General features: G+C 70.0%; 29 protein-coding genes. 24 read left to right on the top strand and 5 right to left on the bottom strand.

Translation table 11 applies throughout. The features are described from left to right. The first annotated feature begins 41 nt into the window (after positions 1 to 41). The 14 genes from ACIOC0_RS03075 (at position 42) to ACIOC0_RS03010 (ending at position 10573) form a co-directional block, all read left to right on the top strand. A complete protein-coding gene (locus tag ACIOC0_RS03075) occupies positions 42 to 1295 on the top strand; it encodes an acyl-CoA dehydrogenase family protein (RefSeq protein ID WP_402151640.1) in 1254 nt (417 codons plus the stop codon). A gap of 128 nt (positions 1296 to 1423) precedes the next feature. Beyond that, positions 1424 to 1915, top strand: coding sequence for a LuxR C-terminal-related transcriptional regulator (locus ACIOC0_RS03070; RefSeq protein ID WP_402151637.1), 492 nt, complete (start codon positions 1424 to 1426; stop codon positions 1913 to 1915). 83 nt (positions 1916 to 1998) lie between these two features. Further along, positions 1999 to 2562 (top strand): hypothetical protein, encoded by a 564-nt coding sequence (locus tag ACIOC0_RS03065; protein ID WP_402151634.1) that lies wholly within the window; start codon positions 1999 to 2001, stop codon positions 2560 to 2562. Beyond that, entirely contained in the window at positions 2559 to 3134 is a 576-nt protein-coding gene (locus ACIOC0_RS03060) for a DUF6624 domain-containing protein (RefSeq protein ID WP_402151631.1), read from the top strand. The genes ACIOC0_RS03065 and ACIOC0_RS03060 overlap by 4 nt, the downstream gene beginning before the upstream one ends. 73 nt (positions 3135 to 3207) lie before the next feature. Next, positions 3208 to 3675: a DUF6082 family protein gene (locus ACIOC0_RS03055; RefSeq protein ID WP_402151628.1), complete on the top strand. Its 468-nt coding sequence runs from the start codon at positions 3208 to 3210 to the stop codon at positions 3673 to 3675. Between the two features lie 59 nt (positions 3676 to 3734). Beyond that, a complete protein-coding gene (locus ACIOC0_RS03050) occupies positions 3735 to 4145 on the top strand; it encodes a 6-pyruvoyl trahydropterin synthase family protein (protein ID WP_402151626.1) in 411 nt (136 codons plus the stop codon). Beyond that, the gene (locus tag ACIOC0_RS03045; RefSeq protein WP_402151623.1) at positions 4142 to 4885 is read left to right on the top strand and encodes a 7-carboxy-7-deazaguanine synthase QueE; all 744 of its coding nucleotides are present in this window, start codon (positions 4142 to 4144) and stop codon (positions 4883 to 4885) included. The genes ACIOC0_RS03050 and ACIOC0_RS03045 overlap by 4 nt, the downstream gene beginning before the upstream one ends. A 56-nt stretch (positions 4886 to 4941) precedes the next feature. After that, a complete protein-coding gene (folE, locus tag ACIOC0_RS03040) occupies positions 4942 to 5571 on the top strand; it encodes a GTP cyclohydrolase I (RefSeq protein WP_402151621.1) in 630 nt (209 codons plus the stop codon). Continuing rightward, a complete protein-coding gene (locus tag ACIOC0_RS03035) occupies positions 5568 to 6395 on the top strand; it encodes a hypothetical protein (RefSeq protein ID WP_402151618.1) in 828 nt (275 codons plus the stop codon). Before folE ends, ACIOC0_RS03035 begins: the two co-directional genes overlap by 4 nt. Beyond that, on the top strand, positions 6392 to 7471 hold the full coding sequence (locus ACIOC0_RS03030) for a hypothetical protein (protein WP_402151615.1): 1080 nt from the start codon (positions 6392 to 6394) through the stop codon (positions 7469 to 7471). The genes ACIOC0_RS03035 and ACIOC0_RS03030 overlap by 4 nt, the downstream gene beginning before the upstream one ends. After that, a complete protein-coding gene (locus ACIOC0_RS03025) occupies positions 7468 to 8160 on the top strand; it encodes a dTMP kinase (RefSeq protein ID WP_402151612.1) in 693 nt (230 codons plus the stop codon). Before ACIOC0_RS03030 ends, ACIOC0_RS03025 begins: the two co-directional genes overlap by 4 nt. Before the next feature lie 36 nt (positions 8161 to 8196). After that, on the top strand, positions 8197 to 9126 hold the full coding sequence (locus ACIOC0_RS03020; RefSeq protein WP_402151609.1) for a DUF2797 domain-containing protein: 930 nt from the start codon (positions 8197 to 8199) through the stop codon (positions 9124 to 9126). A 59-nt stretch (positions 9127 to 9185) separates the two neighbouring features. After that, positions 9186 to 10031: a class I SAM-dependent methyltransferase gene (locus ACIOC0_RS03015; protein WP_402151606.1), complete on the top strand. Its 846-nt coding sequence runs from the start codon at positions 9186 to 9188 to the stop codon at positions 10029 to 10031. Beyond that, complete coding sequence (locus tag ACIOC0_RS03010; protein ID WP_402151603.1) at positions 10028 to 10573, top strand: NUDIX domain-containing protein; 546 nt, start codon at positions 10028 to 10030, stop codon at positions 10571 to 10573. Before ACIOC0_RS03015 ends, ACIOC0_RS03010 begins: the two co-directional genes overlap by 4 nt. A gap of 20 nt (positions 10574 to 10593) precedes the next feature. Here the strand turns inward: ACIOC0_RS03010 and ACIOC0_RS03005 are convergent, their stop codons facing one another. Beyond that, positions 10594 to 11124 (bottom strand): NUDIX domain-containing protein, encoded by a 531-nt coding sequence (locus tag ACIOC0_RS03005; RefSeq protein WP_402151600.1) that lies wholly within the window; start codon positions 11122 to 11124, stop codon positions 10594 to 10596. A 142-nt stretch (positions 11125 to 11266) separates the two neighbouring features. Between ACIOC0_RS03005 and ACIOC0_RS03000 the strand changes: the two genes are divergently transcribed. Together ACIOC0_RS03000 and ACIOC0_RS02995 are read left to right on the top strand one after the other, a co-directional pair. Next, on the top strand, positions 11267 to 12475 hold the full coding sequence (locus ACIOC0_RS03000) for a hypothetical protein (protein ID WP_402151597.1): 1209 nt from the start codon (positions 11267 to 11269) through the stop codon (positions 12473 to 12475). A gap of 156 nt (positions 12476 to 12631) precedes the next feature. After that, the gene (locus ACIOC0_RS02995) at positions 12632 to 12754 is read left to right on the top strand and encodes a hypothetical protein (protein ID WP_402151595.1); all 123 of its coding nucleotides are present in this window, start codon (positions 12632 to 12634) and stop codon (positions 12752 to 12754) included. On the opposite strand, the gene ACIOC0_RS02990 is transcribed toward ACIOC0_RS02995, so the two are convergent. From ACIOC0_RS02990 to ACIOC0_RS02975, 4 genes are read right to left on the bottom strand one after another with little or no spacing between them, the layout of a single operon-like run. Next, positions 12732 to 14180, bottom strand: coding sequence for an amidase family protein (locus ACIOC0_RS02990; RefSeq protein WP_402151592.1), 1449 nt, complete (start codon positions 14178 to 14180; stop codon positions 12732 to 12734). The genes ACIOC0_RS02995 and ACIOC0_RS02990 overlap by 23 nt on opposite strands. Beyond that, a complete protein-coding gene (locus ACIOC0_RS02985; RefSeq protein WP_402151589.1) occupies positions 14177 to 15385 on the bottom strand; it encodes an MAB_1171c family putative transporter in 1209 nt (402 codons plus the stop codon). The genes ACIOC0_RS02990 and ACIOC0_RS02985 overlap by 4 nt, the downstream gene beginning before the upstream one ends. Then, the gene (locus ACIOC0_RS02980) at positions 15382 to 15894 is read right to left on the bottom strand and encodes a hypothetical protein (RefSeq protein WP_402151586.1); all 513 of its coding nucleotides are present in this window, start codon (positions 15892 to 15894) and stop codon (positions 15382 to 15384) included. Before ACIOC0_RS02980 ends, ACIOC0_RS02985 begins: the two co-directional genes overlap by 4 nt. Before the next feature lie 35 nt (positions 15895 to 15929). Beyond that, complete coding sequence (locus ACIOC0_RS02975; protein WP_402151583.1) at positions 15930 to 16370, bottom strand: XRE family transcriptional regulator; 441 nt, start codon at positions 16368 to 16370, stop codon at positions 15930 to 15932. 878 nt (positions 16371 to 17248) lie between these two features. On the opposite strand from ACIOC0_RS02975, the gene ACIOC0_RS02970 reads away from it, so the two are divergent. The 8 genes from ACIOC0_RS02970 (at position 17249) to ACIOC0_RS02935 (ending at position 24113) form a co-directional block, all read left to right on the top strand. Further along, on the top strand, positions 17249 to 18136 hold the full coding sequence (locus tag ACIOC0_RS02970; RefSeq protein WP_402151580.1) for a helix-turn-helix domain-containing protein: 888 nt from the start codon (positions 17249 to 17251) through the stop codon (positions 18134 to 18136). 2 nt (positions 18137 to 18138) lie between these two features. Beyond that, entirely contained in the window at positions 18139 to 18855 is a 717-nt protein-coding gene (locus ACIOC0_RS02965; protein ID WP_402151577.1) for a hypothetical protein, read from the top strand. A gap of 158 nt (positions 18856 to 19013) precedes the next feature. Continuing rightward, positions 19014 to 19658 carry a WhiB family transcriptional regulator gene (locus ACIOC0_RS02960; RefSeq protein ID WP_402151574.1) on the top strand — a complete coding sequence of 215 codons (645 nt, stop codon included), beginning with the start codon at positions 19014 to 19016 and terminating at the stop codon, positions 19656 to 19658. Beyond that, on the top strand, positions 19655 to 21238 hold the full coding sequence (locus ACIOC0_RS02955) for a hypothetical protein (RefSeq protein ID WP_402151571.1): 1584 nt from the start codon (positions 19655 to 19657) through the stop codon (positions 21236 to 21238). Before ACIOC0_RS02960 ends, ACIOC0_RS02955 begins: the two co-directional genes overlap by 4 nt. Further along, positions 21235 to 21426, top strand: a complete 192-nt coding sequence (locus tag ACIOC0_RS02950) for a hypothetical protein (RefSeq protein ID WP_402151568.1) — start codon at positions 21235 to 21237, stop codon at positions 21424 to 21426. The genes ACIOC0_RS02955 and ACIOC0_RS02950 overlap by 4 nt, the downstream gene beginning before the upstream one ends. 87 nt (positions 21427 to 21513) lie before the next feature. Next, a complete protein-coding gene (locus tag ACIOC0_RS02945) occupies positions 21514 to 21750 on the top strand; it encodes a hypothetical protein (RefSeq protein WP_402151565.1) in 237 nt (78 codons plus the stop codon). 89 nt (positions 21751 to 21839) lie between these two features. Continuing rightward, positions 21840 to 22355, top strand: a complete 516-nt coding sequence (locus ACIOC0_RS02940) for a plasmid mobilization protein (protein ID WP_402151561.1) — start codon at positions 21840 to 21842, stop codon at positions 22353 to 22355. A gap of 15 nt (positions 22356 to 22370) precedes the next feature. Further along, the gene (locus ACIOC0_RS02935) at positions 22371 to 24113 is read left to right on the top strand and encodes a relaxase/mobilization nuclease domain-containing protein (RefSeq protein WP_402151558.1); all 1743 of its coding nucleotides are present in this window, start codon (positions 22371 to 22373) and stop codon (positions 24111 to 24113) included. Positions 24114 to 24368 lie beyond the last annotated feature (255 nt).

Genomic DNA, 24368 nt, shown 5'->3' with positions numbered 1-24368 from the left:
GCTCCACCGTGCGACCTCCATCCAGGGAGAGGGAGAGGACCATGCCCGCCACACCCACCACGCCGCCGCCGGCGCTGCGCCCCTATCTCACCGCCCGCCACGAACTGCTGTGGGACGAGGCGGACGCCTTCGCGGCCGAGCACATCGCGCCGCGCGCCGCACGGATGGAGGCCGCCCCCGGCAGGGTGGAGCGCAAGGTCGCCGACCTGATGGCCGCACGACGCTGGTTCGCCGTCACCGTCCCGTCCTCCTTCGGCGGGCTGGGCGCCGGACACGTGGCCAAGACCATCCTCGTCCACCGCATTGCCCGCGTCTCGGCGGCTGCGGCGGCCATCCTCCAGGCCACGCTGATCCCCGTCGGCGCCCTGCTGCACTTCGCCACCTACGACCAGAAGGGCCACTGGCTGCCCTGCGTAGCGGACGGTTCACTGCTCTTGTCGATCGCCGTGACCGAACCGCGAGCCGGCGGACACATCGGCGGCATCGAAACCATCGCCGAGCACGTCGGCAACCAATGGGTGATCACCGGCAGCAAGATCCACATCGGGAATAGCCACCTCGCGGGAGCCCACCTCGTGGTCGCCCGGACCGCCAAGGCAGGCGTGAGCACCTCCCAGGCGCTGACCGCGTTCATGGTCGAATCCAAGCGCCGAGGGCTCTCAGTCGCCGACCACCGTCCCGGCCTCGGCCTGCACGGCTTCTCCGCCGGCCGCCTCGACCTCGACCACGTCCGCGTCCCCGAGGAAAACGTGGTCGGAGAGATCGGCCAGGGGCTGGGCGTAGCGCAGAGCAGCAGCATCCTGTACGGCCGTCCCAACCTGGCCGCAGTCAGCCTGGGAATACACGAGGCAGTCGTGGCCACCTCGACCGCTTACCTCAAGACGCGCTCCCGCTACCGGGGCGCCCTCTCCGATCTGCCGGTTCTGCGGGACCGCATCGGTGACATGGAGGCCCGCCTGCGCGCCGGGCGAATCCTGGCCTATCAGTCCGTGCACCTCCTCGACCAGGGCCTGCCCTGCGACACCGACCTGATCAACGCCAAGTACCTCGGCCACCAGTGGGCGATGCAGTCAACCCAGGACGCCATGGAGCTGCACGGCGCCCACGCCCTCAACGGCGACTACATCCTTCAGCGCCTGTGGCGCGACATCCAGTTCACCTACCCACCGGCCGGAACCGGCGAAGTCCAGCGCATACGCCTCGCCGACGCCGCCTTCGACGAGGCCCACATCCAGTGGTCAGAACGTCTCGCCGCCGAAGCGGCGTGGGCCCGCCCCGACCCGACAGCCGCATGAGCCCCCGTGTGCGGCGCCCCATGAATCCAGACCGCCGCGCACGGGCCCGTGTCGCCGGCCCCCGTCCCCCGCGGGGTCCGGCGACACCCCACCCGATATCCCTCAACCCAGCCGCGAAAGAGACACCCGTGACCCCGCGTATGACGACCAGCGCACCGATCACCCCCCTGACCCCGACCCAGCAGCGCGTCGCCCAGCACCTCGTGGACGGCCTCGGCCCCCAAGAGATCGCCACGAGGACCAGGCTGTCGGCCGTGACCGTCCGCCAGTACGTACGCGACATCCGGGAGAGCCTCCACTGCCCGCCCCGCTGCAAGCCCCCGGTGATCGTGCACTTCCTGTGCAAGGCCCGGCAGGTCGCTCCGCCCACAACGGACAGGCCAGTCCCGGAACTCAGTCCAGAGCAGCGACTGTTGCTGCGGGCGGTCGCTGAGCACAGCAATCCCAGCGACATTGCTGCCATAGCCAAGATCGCGCCCGCCGACGTGCGAGCCGCACATGACGAACTGCTCGACAAGACCGGGGCGGCCAACACCACCCAACTTGTCGTCTGGGCCCACGCGTGGGGCCTGTTGGGCGCCAGGCGGGCCACCACGATGGAGAGCGGAGCGAGCCAGTGAATGCCTCACCCGCTTCTGCGGCCATCGAGTCCTCCCCCGCGCCTCGAAGCCAGTGCGCCACAGGGTTACCGGCCGCATATGAAATGCGGTCGTTGCGCACCGACGCCGAACGGGACGAGGCCGCGGCCCTCGTCCAGGACCGTCAGCGCTGGCTCGCCATGCGCGGCGTGCCGACACCCGCCCGGTCCGATATCCCGGCCCTGTTCCGCGCCCCGCAGGTGAAGCCGGCTGGACTGTTCGAGGACGGGCTGCTGTTGGCCTGCATGTTCCCGCAACGCGGGCCCGACCTCGGATGGGGCGAAGGCCCGTGCCTCTTCCTGGACTGCGTCCACACCCTGCCCGGTCACTCCGATGACACCGTCCGGCTGATCACTCTGTGGGCCTCCGACTTCGCCGCCCTGCTCGAGGTACCGCTTGTGCGGGCCGAGGCCATGGCCCGCCATCCTCTCGACGTCGATCCGATCGCCACATTCCTTCGTCGGCTCAACGACATGGGCTGGGACGTCCGTGGATCGGGCACCGGACAGCACCATGAGCGAGTCGCGCGCCTCGAACTCACCGCCGAGCTTCGGCCTGGGCTGAGCGCGCTCATCGGCTGCCAGGTCCACGAGCCGCAGTCCGCCGCCGACCAGCGGAGTATCGCGTGAGGACCGCGGAACCGCTGCGGCCGGACCTCGCCCGCGAACTCATCGCCCGCGCCGCACAGTCGGCAGCACGCCGGGCCAGACGCGTACGCAACCAGCTCGACGCCGTCCACCTCGGCCAGGACCGTCACGCTGAGCACGCCGACACCAAAGTGCTGCGCCGCATCCTGGCCGAACATGACTGGCCCGGCCACCGTCTCGTGGGCCCCGACGCAGCACGTGCCTCCTGGAGCATCGCTCTTCACGCCGACGACGAACCCGACTTCCAGCGGGCGGCCACCACCCTTTTGAAACGTGCGGTCCAGGACGGCGATGCGCGCATCCAGCACTGGGCCCACCTTCACGACCGCGCCCTGGTCAACAGCGGGCGACCCCAAGAGTTCGGGACGCAACTCGTCCTCAGCGCAGCAGGAGTGGAGCTGTGCCCACTGCGTGCGCCGCAGTTGCTGGACCAGCGAAGGGCCGCCGTCGGACTGCCGCCGATCGCCGTCGCTTTGGACACTGTGCGCCGCCGGTACGCCCTGGATCGCATTGACGGCGGCTCACCGGCTCTCGTGCTAGCGGGGGTCGCATGACGCAGCGAGCCCCGCAGGCTTCCACAGACCCACCCTCGCCCCAGATCACTTTGCGTGAAAGGACCGTTAAAGCATGAAGCTCACCTCCGCCGTCCTCGCTGCCGGCGCCGCGGTCTCCCTCGCCACCGCCGTGGTCGGAGCCGCCCGGTTGAGGCAGGACGCGCGGCACCAGGCCGATCGAAATGAGGCGACCGTCGCGCGCAACCAACTCGACTGGCTGACGCGGATGTCCGCCAACCCTGACCTCGCCAAGCTCTGGACGCCCGAGGACCTGGACGTCGAGGAGTACATGCAGCTGCTGAAGGCCAACCAGCTCTTCTGCATGCTCAGCCTGCGCGACCGCCTCGGCTTCGTCCGGGACGGGCGTCTGCCGTTCTACGCCTCGAAGCTGATGGAGAGCGACGTCTGCCGGCGGTACTGGGCCCGTTTTGGGGACCACCGCGCTCAGGAGGCCGAGGGCGACGAGCGCGCCGAGCACTTCACCAAGGTGCTGGACAAGGCCGCGAAGAACCACCTGGGGGCACAGCCCGTAGCCCCCTGAAGAGGCGGCTGCCCCACCCCGGCCGAATCAGCCACACCCTCACCTCTCGGAGAAAACGAATGGGCTTCACTGCTGTTCCACTGCCGCCCGGCAATTTCACCATTGGTAAGAAGTTCGGCTTCGAGGCTGGCCATCGGCTTCCCCGGCTGCCGCATGAGCACAAGTGCTCCCGCCAGCACGGGCACAGCTACGAGGTTGAGGTCATCCTTACTGCATCCGCGCTGGAGGATCCCGGCTTTGTCACGGACTTCGGTGCGCTCGCCCCGTTCAAGTCGTTCCTGGACACCGAGCTCGACCACCACAACCTGCACGAGATCCTGCCCTTCGAGCCCACTTCGGAGCGCCTGGCCCAGTTCCTGGCCGGCTGGTTCGTTCAGAACCTCCAGTCGGAGATCCCCGGCCGCCTAGTCGCCGTCCTGGTCCGCGAGACCGCAGGCAGCTGGGCCCGCTTCGATGTGGTGGGCCAATGACCACAACCAAGCCGCTCAACCTCGAAGCGGAAGCTGCCGAAGGCGAATCCCTGATCGTCGCGGAGTGCTTCGGTACCGAGGTGCCGACGTTTCAGGGCGAGGGCCCAAGCTGCGGACACCCGGCCCTGTTCATCCGCCTGTCCCGGTGCAACCTCACTTGCACGCGATGCGACACGAAGTACACCTGGGATTGGTCTCGGTTCGACCCGCACGAGGAGTCGACGAGGCAATCCGTCGCGGGCCTGGTGGCCTGGGCCTCGTCTTCACCGGTCGAGCTGGTCGTGATCACCGGCGGCGAGCCGTTGATCCAGCAGGCGCGACTGGTGCCTCTCGTCCGGGGACTGATAGCAGCCGGCAAGCGGACCGAGTTCGAGACGAACGGCACCATCGCGCCCACCCCCGAGCTGGTGGCCGACGGGGTCCGGTTCAACGTCTCGCCCAAGCTTGCCAGCTTCGGCGTGAAGGAGACCAAGAGCATCGTGCCAGCCGCGCTGGAGGCATTTGTGGCCTCCGGGCGGGCGGCGTTCAAGTTCGTCGCTTCCACGGTGCACGACCTCGACCGGATCGCCGAGCTGGCCGACGCCCACCGGCTCGCGCCGGTGTGGGTGATGCCGGAGGGCACCACCCCCGAGGTGATCACCGCGACTACCCGGGTCCTCGCGGACGGGGTCGCGGCCCGGCACTGGCACTTCACCACCCGCCTTCACGTGTTGGCCTTCGCGGACACACGAGGCCGCTGACCGCACGCGACTCCACGCCCCATCCGTTCCCCAGTCCCCGGAAACGAGAGACGCCCATGACGACCTCTATCGCCAGCCCTGCGGCGACGCCGACGGCTGCCGTCGCCGGGCCCGCTGCGGTCATCGACACCGGCCGGGTCGCCGGCCTGATCCACCAGCTCTTGGTCGAGCTGGGCGAGGACCCCGCCCGCGAGGGGCTGACCGGCACCCCGGACCGCGTCGCGGCCTGGTGGAAAGCCTTCCTGTCCCCGGACGGCGCCGAAACGGCCACCTGCTTCACCGAGTCCCAGCTGGGTGGTCAGCTGGTCATCGTGGGCGGCATGAGCGTGTGGTCGCTCTGCGAGCACCACATGCTGCCCATGAACTTGCAGGTCACTGCTGGATACGTGCCGGATGGCGAGGTGGTGGGTCTGTCGAAGTTCGGGCGGATCGCCCAGCACTTCGCCGGCCGACTGCAGGTCCAGGAACGCTTCACCCGCCAGGTCGCCGAATACCTCAACGGCGTGATCGGACACGAGGACGTCGCCGTCGTCGTGCGCGGCGTGCACCTGTGCATGAGCATGCGGGGCGTACGGATGGAGGAGGCTCGCACCACCACGGTGCACTCGGGCGGGCGCTTCGGCACCGACCCCGTCCTTTCCCAGCAGTTCCTCACCGTCACCACCGGCCTGTGGGGGGCGTCGTGATCACCACCGTGGGCATCGACTTCTCCGTCATCGCTCCGCCTGCCTACTTGAAGAACTTCGTCGCCCAGGAGCCGGCCCGCGTCCACCACGTGGCCGCCCAGCACGTCCTGTCCGACGAGAGCTACCGGGCCTTCTTCGCTCACGAGGCCGAGCGCGGCGCCGAGATCATCGTCGACAACGGGCTCTTCGACCTCGGCTACGCCCTGCCGGCGGAAAGCCTCGTCGAAGCCGCGCTGGCGGTGTCCGCGAGGGAGATCATCCTGCCGGACGTCATGCGGGACGGGGCCGCGACCTTGAAGGCGAGCGAGAAAGCCGCGCGCGAGATCCGGAAGCTGTCCGGCGACGCATTCCGGCTGTGCGCGGTCCTGCACGCCGCGGACGATGACGAGTGGCTGCGCACCTACGACGCCTTTGTGACCAGCGGCTGGGCCGGGGCCATCGCCCTGCCGGCCTCGCGTCGACCGGATCCCGACGAGCAACTGTGCCGCACCCGCTGGTTGGCGACCGCCTACCTGCAGGATCGCGGCCTGGTCGACGATCTACTCATCTACCGGCTGCTCGGTCTAGGCCGGACCGGGCACCTGGAGCTGATCGGGCAGCGCGAGCACGAGTGGATCTCCTCCGTGGACGGCGCAGCCCCGGTCATCCTCGGCGCGATGGGCGTCGCCCTGCTGCCCGAAGGGCCGTACGAGAAGCCCTCCACGCCCCGCATCGAGAAGCTCGGCCCGATCCCCGAAGGCCGGTTCGACCTCATCCGGAAGAACATCTCCGTCGTTCGCGCGGCGGCCGGCAGCACCGTGACGATCGCCGAGGAGCACCGATGACGCCCTTACTCGCCGACCCGACCCCCGGACTCCTGCGCGCCGCCCCGATCGAGCCGGCCGGGCACACTATGACCCACGCGAGGCTGCTGCGCTACCTGCAGATCAAGGTCCACCACCTCATCCAGGACCAGGACTGGGACAGCATCCGCGTCATCGGCGGCTACGACCGCACGGCGGTGATCTCCCGGTACGAGAAGACCGGGAAGCTGTTCAACATCGAACGGCCCACCGCAGAGATCCACGGCCGTGACCTCATCGTCAAGGCGTTCCCCGGAGCCGACTACGTCCAGCACTACGCCCTGATCATCGCCACGTACCTGGCCATGACCGGCCGCCCCGTCGGCACCGTCACCTATCAGCCGCCCGAGCAGGAGGAGTGCCGAACGGCGCTCGACGCGCTCGACCTTGAACTGGACGGCGACCTGGTGATCGTCGGCTGGGGCCTTCAGTACCTCGCTCCCGAGAACGGGGTGTGGACCCGCGGACCCGGCTACGCCTGGCAGCGCCTCGACGTCGCCGGCCGTCGCGTGGTCTACCTCGGGTTCCTCCACAGCATCTGGGGAGACGTGGCCGGACGGGTCGTCACGCGCCTTGCCGAACTCGGCGCAGGCGACGTCGTCTACGTCGGCAAGGTCGGCTCGCTGACCCCCGGCGTCGAACCGAACGCCTGGCTGGCGACCGGCAACACCAGCCTGGTACGCGGGGTGATGGTGAGCTGGGACGACTTCTTCGGCGACTACGCCGCCGCCCACGATGGGGTGCGCAGCGGCCTGCACGTGTCCTCCCCGTCGATCCTGCTGGAGAACCGCGACTGGCTGGCCCAGCACACCGCCTCGTACGCCTTCGTCGACCCGGAGATCGGCCCCATGGGGGCGGCGGCGCGCCAGGCGGGGATCAGATTCGGTTACCTCCACGTCATTTCCAACAACCTCGCCACGCACTTTCCCGCCGACCTGTCCAATGAGCGTCACAGCGACGTCCTGCACCAGCGCGCCGTCCTGGTGGACCGCATCCGCACCATCATCACCGGCCGCTTGACCGCCGGCCCGACCCACCCCCTGGGAGAATCCCGATGACGGCGAACGCGCCGACCACCACCGCAGCCGGGAAGCTGATCACCTTCGTCGGTGGTGACGGGGCCGGCAAGTCCACCCTCGCCGCCCGCCTGCACCAGGCCCTCAACGACGCCGGCCACACGGCAGCCCTCATCGGCAAGCACAGCACCGACGTCCGCCGGGACCCGGAGCTGTCCGCCTACCTCGACCGCCTCAACGAGCTGGTCTACCGGCGCGACGCCGGCGTGGCCCAGGCATGCGGCGACCACTACTGGCTGCTTGCCCTGGCCTCCTGGTACACCCTGCAGGACCGGCTCGTCATCCAGCCGGCCCTCGCCGCGGGAACCCACGTGATCCTCGACAACGCGCACCACAAGATCCTCGCTCGGTACGCGGTCAACCCCGAGGTCTCCCCCCGCCTGTGCGAGCAGGTCTTCGCGCATCTCACAAAGCCGGACCTGGTGTTCTTCCTGAACATCGGTGCTCGCGAGGCTCTCGTCCGCAAGGGCTCGTTCACTTCCCTGGAGGCCGGCCACGCCGGCGGCGGTGACGAGGACTTCATCCGCTACCAGGACACCGTCCTGGACCAGATGCGCGAACAGGCGGAGCGCGGCGCCTGGCTGACGCTGGACGTCGCCCAGTTGGACCGCGACCAGGTCTTCAAGGCCGCCGCCGCTGCCCTGGCCGACCGTCTGCGCCTGACCGTCTAAACCGGCCCTCCCTCCCCGATCGACAAGGAACGCACCATGGACCAGGCCCTGCCCACCAGCGGGACATACGTCTGTCACGGCATCACCTGGGCGAGCGCAGACCCCCGCCTTCTGCTCGCCCCCGTGACCGGCGGACCACTCGTCTACGCCCCGGTCATGGGCAGGCGCCTGAGTTACCAGGTGAGCGGTACCGGCCGGTGGTGCACCGGCAGGTACCGGTTCGCCGACCGCGTCCGCGTCGAGGCGGTCGCCTGCCCTGACTGGGCCCCGGCCGAGGCCGGCGGACAGTGCCCGGCCTGCGCCGGGCGGGACGACTTCCGCTTCGCCCACCGGTTCCACTCCGGCGGGCATGTTCCCGACGCCCTGGCGGCGTACATGGCCCAGCCGCACTGGCTGTACCTGGCGACGTTCGCCGACGGCACCACCAAGATCGGCACCGCGGCCGAACCCCGTAAGCGCTCCCGCCTCGACGAACAGGGTGCCCTGATCGCTACCTACCTCGCCCGGAGTGCTGACGGCCGCGCCGTGCGGTTCCTGGAGGATGCCCTCACCCGCCACCTCGGCCTGACGCAGACCGTGCGAGCCGCGGCCAAGCTGACGGCCCTGGCCGAGCTGCGCGACCTCGCCCCCGCCGGTGCCGCCCACCATCAGCACCTCGACCGCGCCACCGCGGCCCTGAGCGGCCTGAACGTCCCGGCCACACCGGAGCCGTGGACGCCGCCCGGCGAAGGCGAACTGCTGCGCACGCCGAAGACCGGGCGCGCCTTGTACCCGCACGACCCACGCTCCGGTGAGCACGGACTGACGGTGCTCTCCTGCCTCGGCTCCCAGGTCCTCGCCACCCTCAACGGCGACGGTGAACAACTGCCCTACCTGCTCGACCTCGGCACCCTCAAGGGCCGGCGCATCGTCCTCGGCGCACAGTTCTCCTCACCGCCCGCCGCCGTACAGTCCGCGCTCTTTTGACCCTGCCCGAGCGCCCGGCCTGCACTGCCGGGCCGCCCTGAGAAGCGAGGCCACACAACATGGCACCCCAGGACGCCATCCTCGGCTGGGACGAGGACAGCAACGCCGAGGCGTACGACGCCTTCACCCGCGCTTACCCCATGTATGACGCGACCAGCCGCGACCTCGCCCGTCGAGGCCATCTGGCCAACGCCAGCCTGGTGGTCGACCTGTGCGGCGGCGCCGGCGCGACCGCCCGCGCGATCCTCGACCTGATCCCGGCCCGCGCCCGGGTCGTCTCCGTCGACAACGCCGCCGCGATGCAGCGCGTCGGCCGCCGCACCCTGACCGACGCCCGCCTGACCTGGATCACTGCCCCGGCCGAACGGCTCGCCGACCACCTGCACGCCGGCAGCGCCGACGCCGTGGTGTGCAACTCCGCGATCTGGAAGACCGACACCGCCGCAGTGTTCGCGGCCGTCGCCCACATCCTGCGCCCAGGCGGGCGCTTCGTCTTCAACATCGGCGGTGGCTTCGCCGGCGTCCGGCACCCCGACGAACTGTCCACCCGCACCGGACCTACCCTGAACGCCCTCATCCGCCAAGTCGCCGCTGAGACCCACGGATATACCCCACCGCCGCGCGACGCGGACAGGCCGCCGAAGCTTCCGATGAAAACAGTCACCGAGCAGCTGACTTCAGCCGGACTGACGGTCGTCGGCACAGAGGTCACCGCCCAGCACAGCACCATGGCCGAGAAGAAGGCGTGGCTGTCCATCCCCGTCTTCGCGCGGCCCGAGGGCGACTTCACCCACGCCCAGCGGATGCATATCCTCGACGCCGCCTACGCCATGACAACCCCCGACGCCCCGGCCGTGACGAGTTGGCTCGTCGTCGTCGCCCAACGGCCGGAGGCCACCGCATGACCCCGGCCGCCCCGGCTCCCGACGGCGGGGCCCGCCTCTGTGACCACGCAAGCGTCGGGGTACTGATCTCCTCTCCGAGCGGCCTGCTGGTCTTCGAGCGGGCGATTCCTCCGGCCGGAATCGCCCCGGTCGCCGGCCACGTCGACGAGCATGGCGGCCCCGAGCAGGCCGCCCGCGACGAAGTCACCGAAGAGGTCGGTCTTACCGTCACCCACCTGCACCTGCTGCTGGACCAGTGGCGGCCCAACCACTGCCACCGCACGCCCAGCGGTCCGGTCGGCCACCACTGGTGGATCTTCCAGGCCGAGGTTTCCGGGCCGCTGTGCCCCTCGCCCCGGGAGGTCCTCGCCCCTCGGTGGATCCACCCTGCCCAGCTGCAGCAGCACGCGCTGCGGACCGCCGCGCACGCCAACGGATGCCTGGACCGTGAGGAGTTCGAGCGCGAACCCGGCCTGGAGCCGGTGTGGTGCCGCTTCCTGCACGACCTTGAGCTCGTCACCCTGCCCTCGGCCGACCTCGACCGGATCGAGGCCGTCCTATGAACGGCGGCCAGGGGCCTGCCTCAGCGGGAGCCGACCGCCCGGCCGGCTGCCAGACGGCGAGCGTGCGCACGGATCCGTTCGCGGTCTTCGGGGAAGACGCTGTCCCAGCCTGTGTCCAGACGGAACCATGCCGCCGGCTGGCTCTGCTCCCCGGCGAGCGGAACGTCGCGTCCGACGATCGCGGCGTAGGACAGGCCCAGCGTCGGAGTCCAGTCGGCCCGGTAGGAACGCACCGCCACGGCCGCGGGCTCGGGCAGCAATTCGGTGCGCAGGCCGGTCTCCTCCAGCAGCTCTCGTGCCGCTGCCGCACGCGGCGCCTCGCCCGGCTCCACCTTGCCGCCTGGCGGCACCCATCCGCGCACGCGGTGCTTGACCAGCAGGACGTGCTCGAAAGCAGGGTCGGTGACCCACACCTCGGCCGCCAGCGGCTCCATGGGATGCCTGCGGGCTTCCTCCAGCCAGGCCCGTGCACCGTCGAACTCCCATGCGGCGAGGCGGGCATCCGTAACAGCCTCGTCCAAGATCACCTGACCGACTTCATCATGACTCACCCGCCCCACCCTAGGCCGACAAACCGGCCGGACGTCGCAGCGACGAGCAGGCAGCCATCCGGGGATGTCCGGCCGACCCGGTGGCCCCTTCGGGCTGCAGGGCGATCACCTGCGGCACCCGCTTCACACGAAGGAGACCAGCGTGCCCGATGAGCAGCCCTCGGACCGGGGAGCCTGGGTCGTCCTCGGCGGCGTCCACCTCCTCAACCGCACCGCGCCACGGCGACCAGACGAGCCGATCGTGCTCGTACGGGTGCCACCGCAGGAGGTATGCCGGCCGGCCACCACCGTGATCGTCCGCTGGAACGCGCTGGGGCCCTGCCCGGTCGAAGCGCTGTACCCCGGCGGCACCCGGCTCGGGGCGGCCAGGATCGACGGCGGCGAACTGTTCCCCGACGCTATCGCCGGCCCCGCCCTGCGCGGCCTGGTCGGCACCGAGGCCGCCCCCGGCCTGGTGCCGCTGTGCTACCTAGCCGAACACCCCGGCGGCGGCTACCACGCGTACGCGCAGATCCGCTTCCACCCCGAGGACGCCTGCTTCGTCCGCACCACCCGGGACCCAGTAGGCCACGGCCCGGTCGAGGAACTGCGCTGGTTCGACCCCGTGCTGACGGCGCACGCAGAGTCGAGCACGGCGCTCAACAATCATCTGCGGTACTTCCGCAAGCACTTCTCCGGCACCGAGCTGGAGTTCAAGTACACCCTCGACCCGGCACCGGACATCTGGTCCGCGTCCATGGAACTGCTCAAGGCACTGCGCGACGGCAAGCTGGAAGGCTGCCGTCCGGAGTACCGGGAAGAGTTCCAGATCCACCACACCGAGAACCATCTGTTCGACGTCACCGGCCCCGAGCCCGAGATCGGCTACGCCTCCTTCATCCCCACCGTCACCGCCGGGCACGTGCTCAAGCGAAAGTGGTTCACCGAGGACGCCTTCGCCCGCCGCGAGGAACTCACCCCTGGCCTCGACATCACCCCCGACCGCTTCGAGACGTTCCTGCGCGAAGACCTGAACCTCCAGGTCCGGGCCATGCCGCCCTTCCAGCGCGTCCGCTACGACATCCAGTGCGAGTCGCTGCGCACCGGACACGTCTACGGCATCTTCCTCGATCGCTGCGCCCTCCTGGCGGCCCCCGACGTGGTGCTCTCCCAGTGCGAGCTGGAGTACCTCCGCTCACGCAGCATCCTCGACCACGACCCGGACGAGATCCTCATCGAGATGAAGCGGATCGACAGCTGGCTCTGCGAGTACCTCGCCAGTCACGGTTGGGCCGCCGAGCACACCTTCTACTCCAAGCGCAGCTTTCTTCGCGACGCCATCGCCCTCCGCCCGGACCTCGCCACGCGATGACTGACCAAGCGCCCCCGGCAATCGTTCCGATTGCGTGGAATGGAAGAAGGCAGTCCGGGCCGCGGGCGGACTGCCGCTGCTCGTCTACCTGCCAGCCTCCAGGGAGGAGCTCCTGCGGCGCCTCGTCGCGCGCAACCAGCGCAAGGAGCCAATGCCTTGAACGTGACTCCCGAAGCGTTGGACGGCTTCTTCGCTCGGTTCGAACCGCCTACCGACGATGAAGGTGCCGTCATCACCTACAACGGCGACGCAGAGGTCATCCGCTCCATGATCCGATGACGCCCCCGGCCGTCCCGCCGAGCAGAGGCGCCAGGTGCTCGGCCATCACGAGCAAGGACCGCTCCGAATAGGCCGGTCCTACCAGCTGGACACCGATCGGGAGGCCATCGGTGCTACGCGCAGCAGGCATGACCAGGCTGGGCAGACCGACGTGGCTGGTCAGGTTGGCCCAGCCGGTCTGGTCGAAGAAGCTCCGTTCGACGCCGTCGACCATGAGAGAGCGGCTCCCGGCTGGGATCGCCGCAGTAGGAGCGGCGGGGGTAATGAGGACGTCGTGCTGGGCGTCGACGAAGAACCGGTGCCACGTCTGCCGGAGCCGGAGGCGCTCCTCGTTGGCGCGAAGCCAGACACGGTGTGTCTGCGTTCGGTGGCGGAGGAAGGTGGCTCGAGGGCTCGCATCGTCCGTGTGCAGGTCACGGGCAGCGGCAAGTTCGGCGGCGCCAGCGGCGTCGTCGGTGGCTGCCGTCGTGGTGGCGTAGAGGAGCTGCTCGAAGAGGCGGAGAGAGTGAGCGAAGCCGACCGGCCCCGCGGTGTGGCGGACACTCGCGCCGGCGGAGGCCAGCGTCCGTTCGACGGTGGCGAGAGCATCGGCGGTGTCGCGGTCGACTGAGCAGCTCGCGTCGTCGGCCCACACTGCCACGCGGAGCTGGCCGATCGGGCGTTGCGCCGTGGGCAGCGTGACGCTCCAGGGGTTGTTCTCGTCAGGTGACGGTGTCATCAGTGCGGCGAGGAGCAGGGCGAGATCTCGGGGGTGGCGGGCCAGGGGGCCGGGGGTGACCATGTCGCTGCTGGTGATCCACCCCGGCGGACGAGGGACGTGGCCGCGGGCTGGGATGAGTCCCTGCGTGGGGCGCAGGCCGTAGACACCACAGTAGTGGGCGGGGAGCCGCAGGGAGCCGGCAAGGTCGCTGCCGAGGTCGGCGGGGGTGAGACGGGCGGCGACTGCTGCGGCGGGGCCGCCGGAGGAGCCGCCGGTAGTGCGCTTAGGATCTTGCGGGTTAAGCGTGGGGCCGAACAGGACGTTGTCGGTGTGCAGGTCTTGGCAGTACGCCGGGGTATTGGTCTTGCCCATGATGACGGCGCCTTGGTGGCGGAGCCGGGCGACGGCGTCGGCATCATGTGCAGGAACGTGATCGGCGAGGTCTTCGGCACCGCTGGTGGTGCGCAGGCCGGCCGTCTCGAAGCTGTCCTTGATCGTGAGGGGAAGGCCGTCGAGGATGCCGGTGCTCTCGTTGCGGGCGCGGCGTTCGTCGGCCGCGTGTGCGACGGCTCGGGCAGCGCTGTCGTCGCGGGTGACGACGGCGTTGATCTGGCTGGCGTCGATCTGCGCCAGGTGGAGGTCGAGCAGTTCGCGGCTGGAGATCTCGCGGCGATCCAGGGCCTGCAGCTGGACGTGGGCGGGCTCGTGGGTGAGATCGGTCGTCATGCGGAGACCTGCTCAAGGTGGGGGGCTCGTGCGGGCTGGCGGGGCAGGTGGCGCGCGACGTCGAGGAGAGCGTCGATGTCGTCCATGGGCCTGCTGGTCTGGCGTTCGGAGTCAGCGAACTCGGTGAGCTGGTCGGTCTCCGGGCGGGTACCGGCGGCCCGGGCGGCGATTCCGGCGAGGATCTGGTCGGCGGTGACGGCCGCGGACAGCTCTTCTCCGTGAAGCCCTCGGGCCCGGTGCCGGGCTTCGCTGGCTTCGCGGACTGCGGCATCAAGGTACTGACGGATCACGAACCGTCCGTCTCGGATCTCGACTGCTCGGCGGTAGAGACGGATCGAGATACTGCGGAAGCGGCGCCTCTGGGCCGGGTCGACTCGGTCGATCGGCAGTGCGATCTCGGGCGCCTCGCTGTAGAACGCCAGCCACAGGGGGCGCAGGCCGTAGTAGCTGCGGTATTGCTTGATCCGGTACTGGAGGCTCTGAGCCTGATCGTTGATGGTGGGCACTAGCCAGCCGATGAGAGTGAGCATGGCGCCGACATCGCCACAGGTCCACGCGAAGCCCTCCCACTCTGCGAGCGACGCGTTGAAGGCGCCGGCGATCACGTTCCCGATGCGCACGGCGCTGTATCCGAGAGTGACGGTCGCGCCGAGGGCAACGATGCGCAGGCCGATACGGACTGACCCGCGTGTGCTGCGGTGGGCAAGGCGCCAGCAGGCACGGGCGAGGGACAGTTCACCGATGGTGTAGGCCGTGACGTACAGGGTGAGATACGCGGCGTACCAGCCATCATGCGCGTAGTACAGCGTGAAGTTGATCGGTCGCGGCGCGTTCGGCGTCAGCAGGGCGAACAGCACCAACAACCCTGCGATCACAGCGAAGCCGGCGGCTAGCCACCCCCGTGCCCTCCTCCGGGCGACTTCGGGGGGTGATCCCCAGTAGGTGAGGACGATCTGCTGGCAGGCGAGCAGCACGACCACGCACCCCATCGCCAGGGGTACGGAGAGGTTCACCACGCCCAGGACATGGTCGAGGTACTGCCACATCAGTGTGATGGAGAACAGGAACGACAGCCCTGACAGCAAGAAGACGGCGGCCAGCGCGGTGGAGGCGGGGTCTCGGCGGCGGGTCGGCACGTCCCGCAGCAAGCAGAGGAAGCCGAGCGTGGCGACGACGAGGCTGATCGGGTGGAGCAGGTCCTTCACGGCCGGGCCACCCGTCGGCGCAGCAGCGTGTGCGTGACCCGGTCCTGCACTTCGTCTCCGGAGGACTCGTCGCTGCGCAGCCACCGATCGATGATCCGGCGCTGGATCAACGAGGCGAGGAGCTCGGTGTCCCGCTCCTCGTCCTCGTCGTACTTGGTACGGCCCAGCATCATCTCGACGGTGGCCGAGCCCACGCTGGTGAAGATCGTTGAGGAGAGCGCGGACGCCGGGCGGTTCTTATAGTGGCCGAGCAGCAGGTGGCTGAACTCGTGGGCGATGATGTGGTCCTGGTGCAGGGAGCTGGTCCGCGGGTCGTAGTACACGTGGAAGGCACTCTCCGTGACGGCGCATGCCCCGCACACGGAGGGCGCCTGCTCACGGGCCTCCAGGACCACCTTCCGTCCCGTGCGGCGTGAGACCTCGTCGCTGAGGTCGCGGATATTGGTGACGTGCGGGAGCTGCATCTCGGCCAAGAGGTCAGGCCGGCGCAGCCTACGTGCGGACCACATTGCTTTTCCTTGATCACTTACTGAACGCGGCCGTTTTACGAGCCAGTTGAGGGCGGCAACCCCTCGGATTTTCGTACGCTCTCGACGATTCCCAGGACGGCGTCCTTTCCGTCTGCGGAAACGTCGGACAGGCGAAGGAGCACGTTTTTGATCTTCGTGTCGCGAAGCAGTGCGAGCAACTCAAGTTCCTGCACGGTCTTTTCGGCGACGGCGTCGTCGAACCAGTATGCGGGATCCACGCCGAAAAACCCTGCTAGCGCTTCAAGGTGACGCTTCGTCGGGTTATCGCGCTGCCCGGTCCGCAGGAGCCAGAGGTACTGGGCCGACAGTTTGCCCAGCCCGCGCTTCTCCATGAGTTCGGCCACCTCGGCGTTGCTGAAGGGGCCGCGGTCGGGCGGGTGCACTGTGTCGAACAGGCGGTTTAGGCGGTCCATGAGCCCCTTGGGGCTCACCTGGCCTTCGGTCGTTTCTTTCATGATCCTTTCCTGGGTGGACTTCGTCGTCGCTTCAAGCACCCTACCCCGCGATAAACGTGAGTTGACGAGCTGATCCACTGTATGGAAAGTTCTTCCTCACCAGCACGTTTCCGTGTGACGCGTACCGCCTGTTTCAGGTCGGCCTGTCCGTTTTTACCGGCAGGAGTATGCCGGATGACGTGGCACAAGCCACATTCAGCCAGCGACATAGGTCACGTCTGGCACGCAGGATTTTTTCTTCGACCAGAAAGCGCGGAGGCGGCAGTGGAAACACCCCATCCGCCTCGCATTTCACTGCGGGGAATAACAGACACCCGTCCCAATTCGGACACAGTGGCACGCTCTCGGCGTTCGAGGCAACCGCGGCAACGGTGCGCTTCGACGCGGGGTTGCGCCCCAGGTCGCGCCGTACGGACACTTGCGACACACGATCATCCGATGACTCTCTGCAACCAGTACAGAGTTTAAGAACCAAGTCTGGATCTTGATACGGGTCCGTGCGTATGTTCGTCGTCCCCGGGCAGCCCGCCCGCAGTGACGGACATGAGGAGAGCACGAGGACGGACCGGACCGCGAAGGTCCACAAACAGCGACGGCGCCCGGGAGCGGTAACTCACGGACGCCGAACGCTAAGCGGCATACCCGCCCCGGCAAGGGCGGAGATTGCCCACCATCACCACGCTGAGCCTTCCAAGGGGCGCGTCAGCGTGGCAACACTGCAAAGGGGAGTATCGCATGTCTCCTGCCCTGCGCAAAAGGCCCTTTCACCTGGCCTGCGCGGCAGCCATCTCCGCCTCGGCGCCTCAGCGCCCCGAGCCGGACCGCACCTTCATGGCCCCGCCGAGCTGTGGGGCCCGCCCGCTCGTCGGGAGCTGCCGATGAGCAGCGAAGCCCGCGACTGGGTGTGGGAGCACAGTTGCAGCCGGGGGACGGCGCGTCTGGTCCTGCTGTCGATCGCCGACCGGGTGGGCGACGAGCAGTGCGTCTCCTGGGCCTCCCTGTCGAGCCTGGCCAAGCGCACCCGCGCCTCCGTCTCCACGGTCCGCGAAGCCATCGACCGTCTGGTCGACGCCGGTGAGCTGGAGCAGCTCGAAGACCTCACCGGCCCGCAGCGCAGCACCGTCTACCGCCTCCCCCTCGCCGCCAGGGTCCTGGCGGAGACCGTGGACGACAAGGACCCCGACCAGACCCCGGCGGAGGGGACCGAGGCCGCCCCGGCGCTCCGGATCTCGGCCCTGCGGCGCTACAACATCCGCCCGCGTGAGGTGCCGGAATCCCCTGCGAGGGCCCGGAAACCGGCAGTACCGGAATCCGGCAGGCCCGGACGGAAACCGGCACCTCGCTGTGCCGGGAACCGGCACAGCGATGTACCGGAAACCGGCACACAGAACCGTAGTGAACCGGATTTGAACCGGAGGTACAGCAGTGGTGGTGCTGCCGTCCTCTCAGCTGCCGAGTGGCAGGTCGACCCAGCCACCCACACCTGGGCCCGCGAGCAGGGGCACCTCGACCGTCTGGGCGAGCAGGGCCTGCAGGCGGCCGACGCGAAGTGGCGTGCCCACCGCTCCGGCTTCAAGCCGAGGTCGGCGGCTGCGTGGGCTGCCGACTGGCGTTCCTGGGTCGCCCGGGAGCACCCCCCTGGCCGCCCGAACCTCTACGCCGTGCCCGGCACGGGTCCCGGCCAGCCCGGCGGCATGACGCGGGCAGAGGCACACACCGCCGCACTTCTCGCCGCCCTGAACGAGCCGACCGGAACGGAGCAGTAGCCGTGGACCGCCGCGAAATCGCCGCCCTGCTGGCCTACATCGGCCGACTCGACCCCCGCACCATCCGCACCGACCAGGGCGAGGCACGCGACCAGCTCGCACAGTGGCACGAGCTGCTTGGCGACGTGCCGATGGCCACTCCGCACGGCTGGGACGCCCGCGTCGCCGCCCGCCAGCACATCAGAGTCTCGCCGTACCAGATCCTGCCCGCGGACGTCGCCCGCCCCTGGGAGAGCTACCGGCGCGACCGCCTGGCCCGGCACTCCGATCCCACGCCGTCCGCCGACCCGGACGACCAGGCCGCCTGGACCGCCGAGCTGGTCGGCACCCGCCGCGCCGTCGCCGCCGGCACCGCGCAGCCGGCCCAGGCCAGAGTCATCACCAGCGGTCGCGACCGGATCGACCCACGGCTGGAGGCCAGGCTGCGGCAGATCGGCTCCTGCATACCGCCCGCCGCCCGCGCCGCCCTCGCCCCCTACCGGCCCGCCCGCGCAGCCCGCGAGGCCGCCGTCGCGCAGGGACTGCCCGACGCCCTGAGCGTCAAGTGCGAGTGGTGCCTGGCCCAGCCCGGTGAGCCGTGTCGTCGCCGCCGGATCGGTCCCGACGACGGTGTACGCACGACCGCCCCACGCGCCACCCCGCACCCCGGCCGCGTCGACCTCGCCGCCGCCCGGCAGGCCCAGCCGAGCGAGCAGGTCCAGCAGCCCGCCGTGGCCTGACCGGCGCGTTGGGCGCGTGCATCCCGCCCGGTGCACCGCTACCCCCTATCACCGTCCCGCCTCGGCTGCAGCACACGCCCGCGCGCTGCGGCCGGCACCCGACGCCGCGCCCAGCACCGCCCCAGCCGGCCGACGCGGCAGCACATCGGAGACCACCCTTGCGTCACATCACCACCCACGACGCGCCGGCCACCGGCCTGCGCAGTATCGGAGACACCAACTGGCACACCCAGGGAACGTGCCACGGCATGGACGTCGAGGACGCTGACGCCGTCTTCTTCCCGCTCCCGCGGGACCACGAAGCCATCGCCGAGGCGAAGGAGCTGTGCGGCTGGTGCCCGGTACGCAGCGACTGCCTCAACTTCGCCCTGGAGAACGTCCTCAAGGAGGGCATCTGGGGTGGCCTCACCGAGGCCGAGCGGCGTCCCTTGCACGACGGACTGCACCAGCGCCTCGACTACCGACGCGTCACGTCCTTCTTCCTGGGACGTGACGTGCATCTGACCGAGGCCGAGCGGCAGGTCGTCATCGACCACGCCTACGTACGCGGCTGGCGGCCCGACCGGCTCGCCACCGCCCTGCAGATCAGCCACAAGCACGCCCGTGACCTGCTCCGGCAGGCGGCCAACAAGGTGTTCGACCGCGACCGCACCTACGGCGTGCCGCGGCCCAAGAAGAAGCGGAAGAAGACCGCCCCAGCACCAGGCGGCCCCCCGCCCGCCTCAGCACCTGGCACACAGCAGCCAGCAGCCCGCCCGGCAGCGTCGACTCCGGCGCACGCCTCTCTCGGAAAGGTCGCATGACCCACCCCTTCCTGTCCCTCGGCGCTGCTCCGGACCTCTCTCTCTTCCTCGCCGCCGTGGTGCCCGCCGCCGTCGTGCTGGTGCTGACCGCCTGGACGATCCGGCGCCGGGGCACGCGCCCGCAGAAACGTTTCAGCGGTCCGGCGGTCAAGGTCGCTGCCCTTGCCGCCCTCGGCTGTACTTGCTACTCCGCGGACACGAGCTGGCGGTTCGCCGCCGACTACCTCGACATGGCTGGCGCCGCCGAGCGGGCCGGCATGTTCGCCGCAGCCGAGCTGGCGCTCTTCGCGACGGCGCTGATGGCACGGCAGAACCTGGCCACCGAGGGTGCCCCCGGCCTGCCGGGCACGCTGGTCTGGGTGATCACCACAGTGCAGGTGATCCCCGCCTATGCCGAGAGCGGTCCTATCGGCGGCACGGTAAGGGCCTTCGTCGGACCGGTCATGGCAGCGATGCTGTGGCACCTCGCTATGGGAATTGAGCTGCGCCTGCGCACCCCGGGTGCCGCCTCCCACGGACTGATCGCCGTCCTGGGACGGGAAGCACGCGAGCGGCTGCTGTCCCGCCTCGGGATCGCCGCACGCGACCGCGACGCCGCGCAGATCACCAGGGACCGGGCCACGGCCCGCGCAGTCGCCCTCGCCGCCCGCCTCGCCGAACGCACACCCGAGCAGCAACAGAGCCGGCGCGGCCGGCGGCTGACGCGGCGCCTGTCGAAGGCGGTCGGCAGGGCCTCGGTCGGGACCGAGGCCCGCCAGCGCGCGCAGCTGCTCGACCAGCTCGCTGCGCGCCGACACGCACTCGCGCTCGCCACGGTCCCGCTTCCCTCCCCCTGGTCCCCGGCGCACACCCCTTCGACGGCAGCCACGGTCCCCTCACAGCCGGCTTCGAAAGCGCCGGTCCCCGTAGACGGTCCCGACAAGTCGGTTGGGGATCGGGGACCGAGCGCTCCGAGGGGACCGGTCCCCGAAGTCGCGGTCCCGAAGGAGTCAACTAGCGCGGGGACCGAGGGCGAGAACGCGGGGACCAGGGTGGGGACCCAGGCCCCAGAAGCAGGTGCGGTCCCGGGGACCGGTCCCGCCAATCTGGAAGCCTCGCAGGGAGACCCCGGAGGCGCGGGGACCGACCGAACTACGCGAGAAGTCCCTGCTCAGGGCCCGGATTCGCATCGGGGACCGAACGCGACCGAGTCGGGGACCGAGCCCACCGGGGACCGGGGACCGCACGACACCGACACGGGGACCGAGCCCACCGGGGACCGGGGACACAAGGCCCCCCTCCGCCGGAAGACGACCACGAAACCCCGGCCTAAGACCAAGGGGAAGCACACCCGGTCCCGCACGCAGACGCAGCGTCCGCCGCGCGAGCCGGAGCAGTCGGTGGACCAGCTCGTCCAGCAGGTCCGTCCGCACGTCCCTGCCCTGCTCGAACGGGACGGCAACGAGTCCGTCACCCGGGTCCAGCTGCGAGAGATCCTCCGCCGCGAGGGCCTGAAGGGCGGCCGGAACGACCGACTCAGCCTCGTCCTCCAGCAACTGCGGAGCGACGACACCACGACGACAAGGAGCACCGCCCCGTGAAGACCTGCCACCAGTTCGACACCCTCCGTGCGGAGTACGAGCGGGAGATCGGCTTCATGCTCGCCCACTCCAAACGGCACGAGGGCAGGCCAGCGGCGAAATCCAGCGCGAAGCAGGCTGCATCGACGAAGCAGCGGATGGCACGGGCGCTCAACAGCCACGTCGGTCGCTGCCCCGAGTGCGGCTGAACCTGCAAAACCCCGGCTCAACGCCCCTAATCGCAACCGGCGGCCCGACTCCGTGCCGGACCGCCGCCCCCCTTGAGGAGACACGCCGTGATTGCGCGACCTGCTCGCTCATCCGAGCCCACGGTCGACGAGGCCGGCGCCTGGGCGGACGTCCTGGTCCGCCGGCGGCTCCTGCACGCGGCCGTCCTCACGCCGACTGGCCAGTGGCTCGTCCAGGACCAGCCCGATGGACCCGTCCGCGTCCTTATGGGACCGGCCGACCTCCTCGCGCTGGCCGCGACCATCCAGCACCACACCCGCTCTACGAGGCCCGAATCCCGATGACGAACCCCACCCAGAACGGCACCATCCCGGACGCTGCTGACTCCAACTCGGTCTCCGGGCGAGCAAGTTATCCCCTTGGATACTCCGCCTTGAGCGGAGTATCCAAGGGTTCCCCTGCCCCTGGGGGGCAGGGGCTCGTCCGGCGCCGGGGGACGCCAGACGAGGAGGCTGCGACCGAGGGCGGATCGCAGCCAGAGGGGATAAAGGACGGACGTGAGCAGCCGCGCACGCGCCGCCGCAAGTACCAGCGTCGCCAGCGCCCCCACGTCCGCAACACCCGCTTCAGCGACGACGAACTCGCCCTCGTGACCGCCGGCGCGAAGGCCGCCGGCCTCACTCTCGCTGGCTTCCTCGCCCGCGCTGCCCTGTCCGCCGCCCGCGACCTTGAACGGACCGCGAGTGCCGTCGCCAGCGAGCGTGAGGTGATCGCCGAGTTGTTCGCCGCCCGTCGGCACCTCGGTCATGTCGGCGGCAACTTGAACCAGATCGCCCGAGCGGTCAACGCCGGAGGGCACCCGCACGAACTCGACGTGGTCATCGCGGCCACCGACCGCGCAGTCCAGCGCGTCCAGCACGCCACCGATCGGCTCCTCCACCAGGACTAGGACCCCCTCACCGGCATGATCCCCAGGATCCAGAAGCGCGGACAGCGCACCATCGGCCTCCTCTCCTACCTCTACGGGCCGGGCAAGTTCGAAGAGCACACCGACCCGCACCTGGTCGCCTCCTGGGATGACAACGCCCCCGACCCCGGCCGTGACCCGTCCGCCACGCTCAAACAGCTCCAGCAGCTCCTCGATCAGCCCGTCGAGAACGTCGAGCAGGCCGACCGGCCCAAGAAGCATGTGTGGCACCTCTCGGTCCGCAACGCCGAAGAAGACCGGATTCTGAGCGACGAGGAATGGGGCGAGGTCGCCCGGCGCATGGTGGCCGCCGCCGGCATCGACGACCCCGAGGAAGGCGCCGGATGCCGATGGGCGGCGGTCCGGCACGCCGACGACCACATCCACATCATCGCCACCCTCGTGCGCGAGGACGGGTTCAAGCCCGACCTCGACCACGACGCCGTCCGGGTCCAGGCCCAAGCCCGCACCCTCGAAGCCGAACTCGGCCTGCGCCGCCTGAACAAGGGCGACGGCACCGGCGCGAAGCGACCCACCAGCGCTGAGCGCCACAAGGCCGAGCGCCAGGGCCGCGAGCGCACCGCCCGCGAGGAACTGCGGGAAACGGTACGGCGCGCGGTGACCGGCGCGAGGAGCGACGAGGAATTCTTCGACCGGCTCGCCGCCGCCGGACTCCTGATCCGCAAGCGTGCCGCCCCCTCCGGCGACCTCCTCGGATACAAGGTCGCTCTGCCCGACGACCTCAACAAGGACGGCGAGCCGGTCTTCTACCCCGGCGCACGCCTCGCCCCCGATCTCTCGCTGCCCCGCATCCGAGAGCGCTGGTCCGGCGACGCCCAGGACAACCCAGCCGCCCGGCAACAGCAAGCACCCCGGACAGGACCGGGCGCTCCGGCCTCCGCCCGCCGCAGCACGGCATCAGCCGCCTGGCAGGCCGTCCTCGTCGTCGAGCACGGCGACGATGCGATCGCCGCTGCCCACATCGCCGCGGTCGGCGAGGTCCTGGATGCCCTCGCAAAGACGTCCGCCGCCCACACCCGCCGCGAACTCCGGGACGCGGCTACGGCCTTCGAACGTGCCTCGCGCTCCCATGTCCGCGCCGTACGCGGGCACGACCGAGCCCTGCGGCAGGCTGCCCGCGACCTCGTCCACGGCGGCCCGGCCCTCGGCCGCGGTGAGGACGGCGCCACCACGGCGATGGCCATCGACATGCTGTTCTTCCTCATCACTGCCGCCGCGCACTGGCACGCCAGAAAGGGCCACGCTCAGCAGGCCGAGGCCGCCGCCCGGGCCGCCGAGCACCTGCGTACCGCCTACCAGACCGCCGCCGCCCAGCCCCTCGGAGCGCTCTACCAACGAGGCCGGCGTATGAGCCGGCCGATACTCCAGCGGCAGACCGTGCTGCTGCGCGAGGCGCTGCCGGAGCTGGCCGAGCAGATCCTCGCCGAGCCCGGCTGGTACGCCCTGGCAGCGACCATCGCGGAGGCAGAAGCCGCCGGCCACGACCCGGCCACCCTCCTGTCCGACGTCGCCGAACGCCGTGAACTCGGTACCGCGGACTCCGTGAGCGACGTGCTCGTGTGGCGGATGCGGCTGACGGCCGACCTGCCAGCAGACGCCTCCCACCTGCCCGAGAGCAGCACCACGGGGAGCCGGTCCGCGACGCGCGGGACGACGACCAGGACCTCCGCGCCCGGCAGGCGGCGCAGCGGAGAGGAGGCATCGCGTAAGACGCGGTGAGCCTGACTGGTGCCGGCACGCGGTCTCAGCGCATCACCGAAAGAAGGGAGAGCACCAGCTCCGCCCGCAACCCACAGCACGGTCATACGCCACATCGGACCTCGCTGGCGACGAGGTCCGATGTGGATGCCGTCGGGATTCGTGCACTACAGGACAGGCGAGATGATGGGGCGAGTCGGGCCAGTAGACGTCGCGAAGTTGGGCGGTCGGGGGAGACGGCGACGTGTGATCGGGCACACCGTGACTACGGCATCT

The sequence above is a fragment of the Streptomyces sp. NPDC088254 genome (genome assembly GCF_044740925.1).
Classification (GTDB): domain Bacteria; phylum Actinomycetota; class Actinomycetes; order Streptomycetales; family Streptomycetaceae; genus Streptomyces.
This window is presented reverse-complemented; position numbering and strand designations above follow the sequence as displayed.

Coding starts and splice junctions, on each gene's coding strand:
- ACIOC0_RS03030 (WP_402151615.1), top strand. CDS start 6,392: ATGACGCCCTTACTCGCCGACCCGACCCCCGGACTCCTGCGCGCCGCC.
- ACIOC0_RS03025 (WP_402151612.1), top strand. CDS start 7,468: ATGACGGCGAACGCGCCGACCACCACCGCAGCCGGGAAGCTGATCACC.
- ACIOC0_RS02990 (WP_402151592.1), bottom strand. CDS start 14,180: ATGACGACCGATCTCACCCACGAGCCCGCCCACGTCCAGCTGCAGGCC.
- folE (WP_402151621.1), top strand. CDS start 4,942: ATGACGACCTCTATCGCCAGCCCTGCGGCGACGCCGACGGCTGCCGTC.
- ACIOC0_RS03015 (WP_402151606.1), top strand. CDS start 9,186: ATGGCACCCCAGGACGCCATCCTCGGCTGGGACGAGGACAGCAACGCC.
- ACIOC0_RS02935 (WP_402151558.1), top strand. CDS start 22,371: ATGATCCCCAGGATCCAGAAGCGCGGACAGCGCACCATCGGCCTCCTC.
- ACIOC0_RS03050 (WP_402151626.1), top strand. CDS start 3,735: ATGGGCTTCACTGCTGTTCCACTGCCGCCCGGCAATTTCACCATTGGT.
- ACIOC0_RS02975 (WP_402151583.1), bottom strand. CDS start 16,370: ATGAAAGAAACGACCGAAGGCCAGGTGAGCCCCAAGGGGCTCATGGAC.
- ACIOC0_RS03010 (WP_402151603.1), top strand. CDS start 10,028: ATGACCCCGGCCGCCCCGGCTCCCGACGGCGGGGCCCGCCTCTGTGAC.
- ACIOC0_RS02970 (WP_402151580.1), top strand. CDS start 17,249: ATGAGCAGCGAAGCCCGCGACTGGGTGTGGGAGCACAGTTGCAGCCGG.
- ACIOC0_RS02955 (WP_402151571.1), top strand. CDS start 19,655: ATGACCCACCCCTTCCTGTCCCTCGGCGCTGCTCCGGACCTCTCTCTC.
- ACIOC0_RS03065 (WP_402151634.1), top strand. CDS start 1,999: ATGCGGTCGTTGCGCACCGACGCCGAACGGGACGAGGCCGCGGCCCTC.
- ACIOC0_RS03020 (WP_402151609.1), top strand. CDS start 8,197: ATGGACCAGGCCCTGCCCACCAGCGGGACATACGTCTGTCACGGCATC.
- ACIOC0_RS02980 (WP_402151586.1), bottom strand. CDS start 15,894: ATGTGGTCCGCACGTAGGCTGCGCCGGCCTGACCTCTTGGCCGAGATG.
- ACIOC0_RS03055 (WP_402151628.1), top strand. CDS start 3,208: ATGAAGCTCACCTCCGCCGTCCTCGCTGCCGGCGCCGCGGTCTCCCTC.
- ACIOC0_RS03045 (WP_402151623.1), top strand. CDS start 4,142: ATGACCACAACCAAGCCGCTCAACCTCGAAGCGGAAGCTGCCGAAGGC.
- ACIOC0_RS03075 (WP_402151640.1), top strand. CDS start 42: ATGCCCGCCACACCCACCACGCCGCCGCCGGCGCTGCGCCCCTATCTC.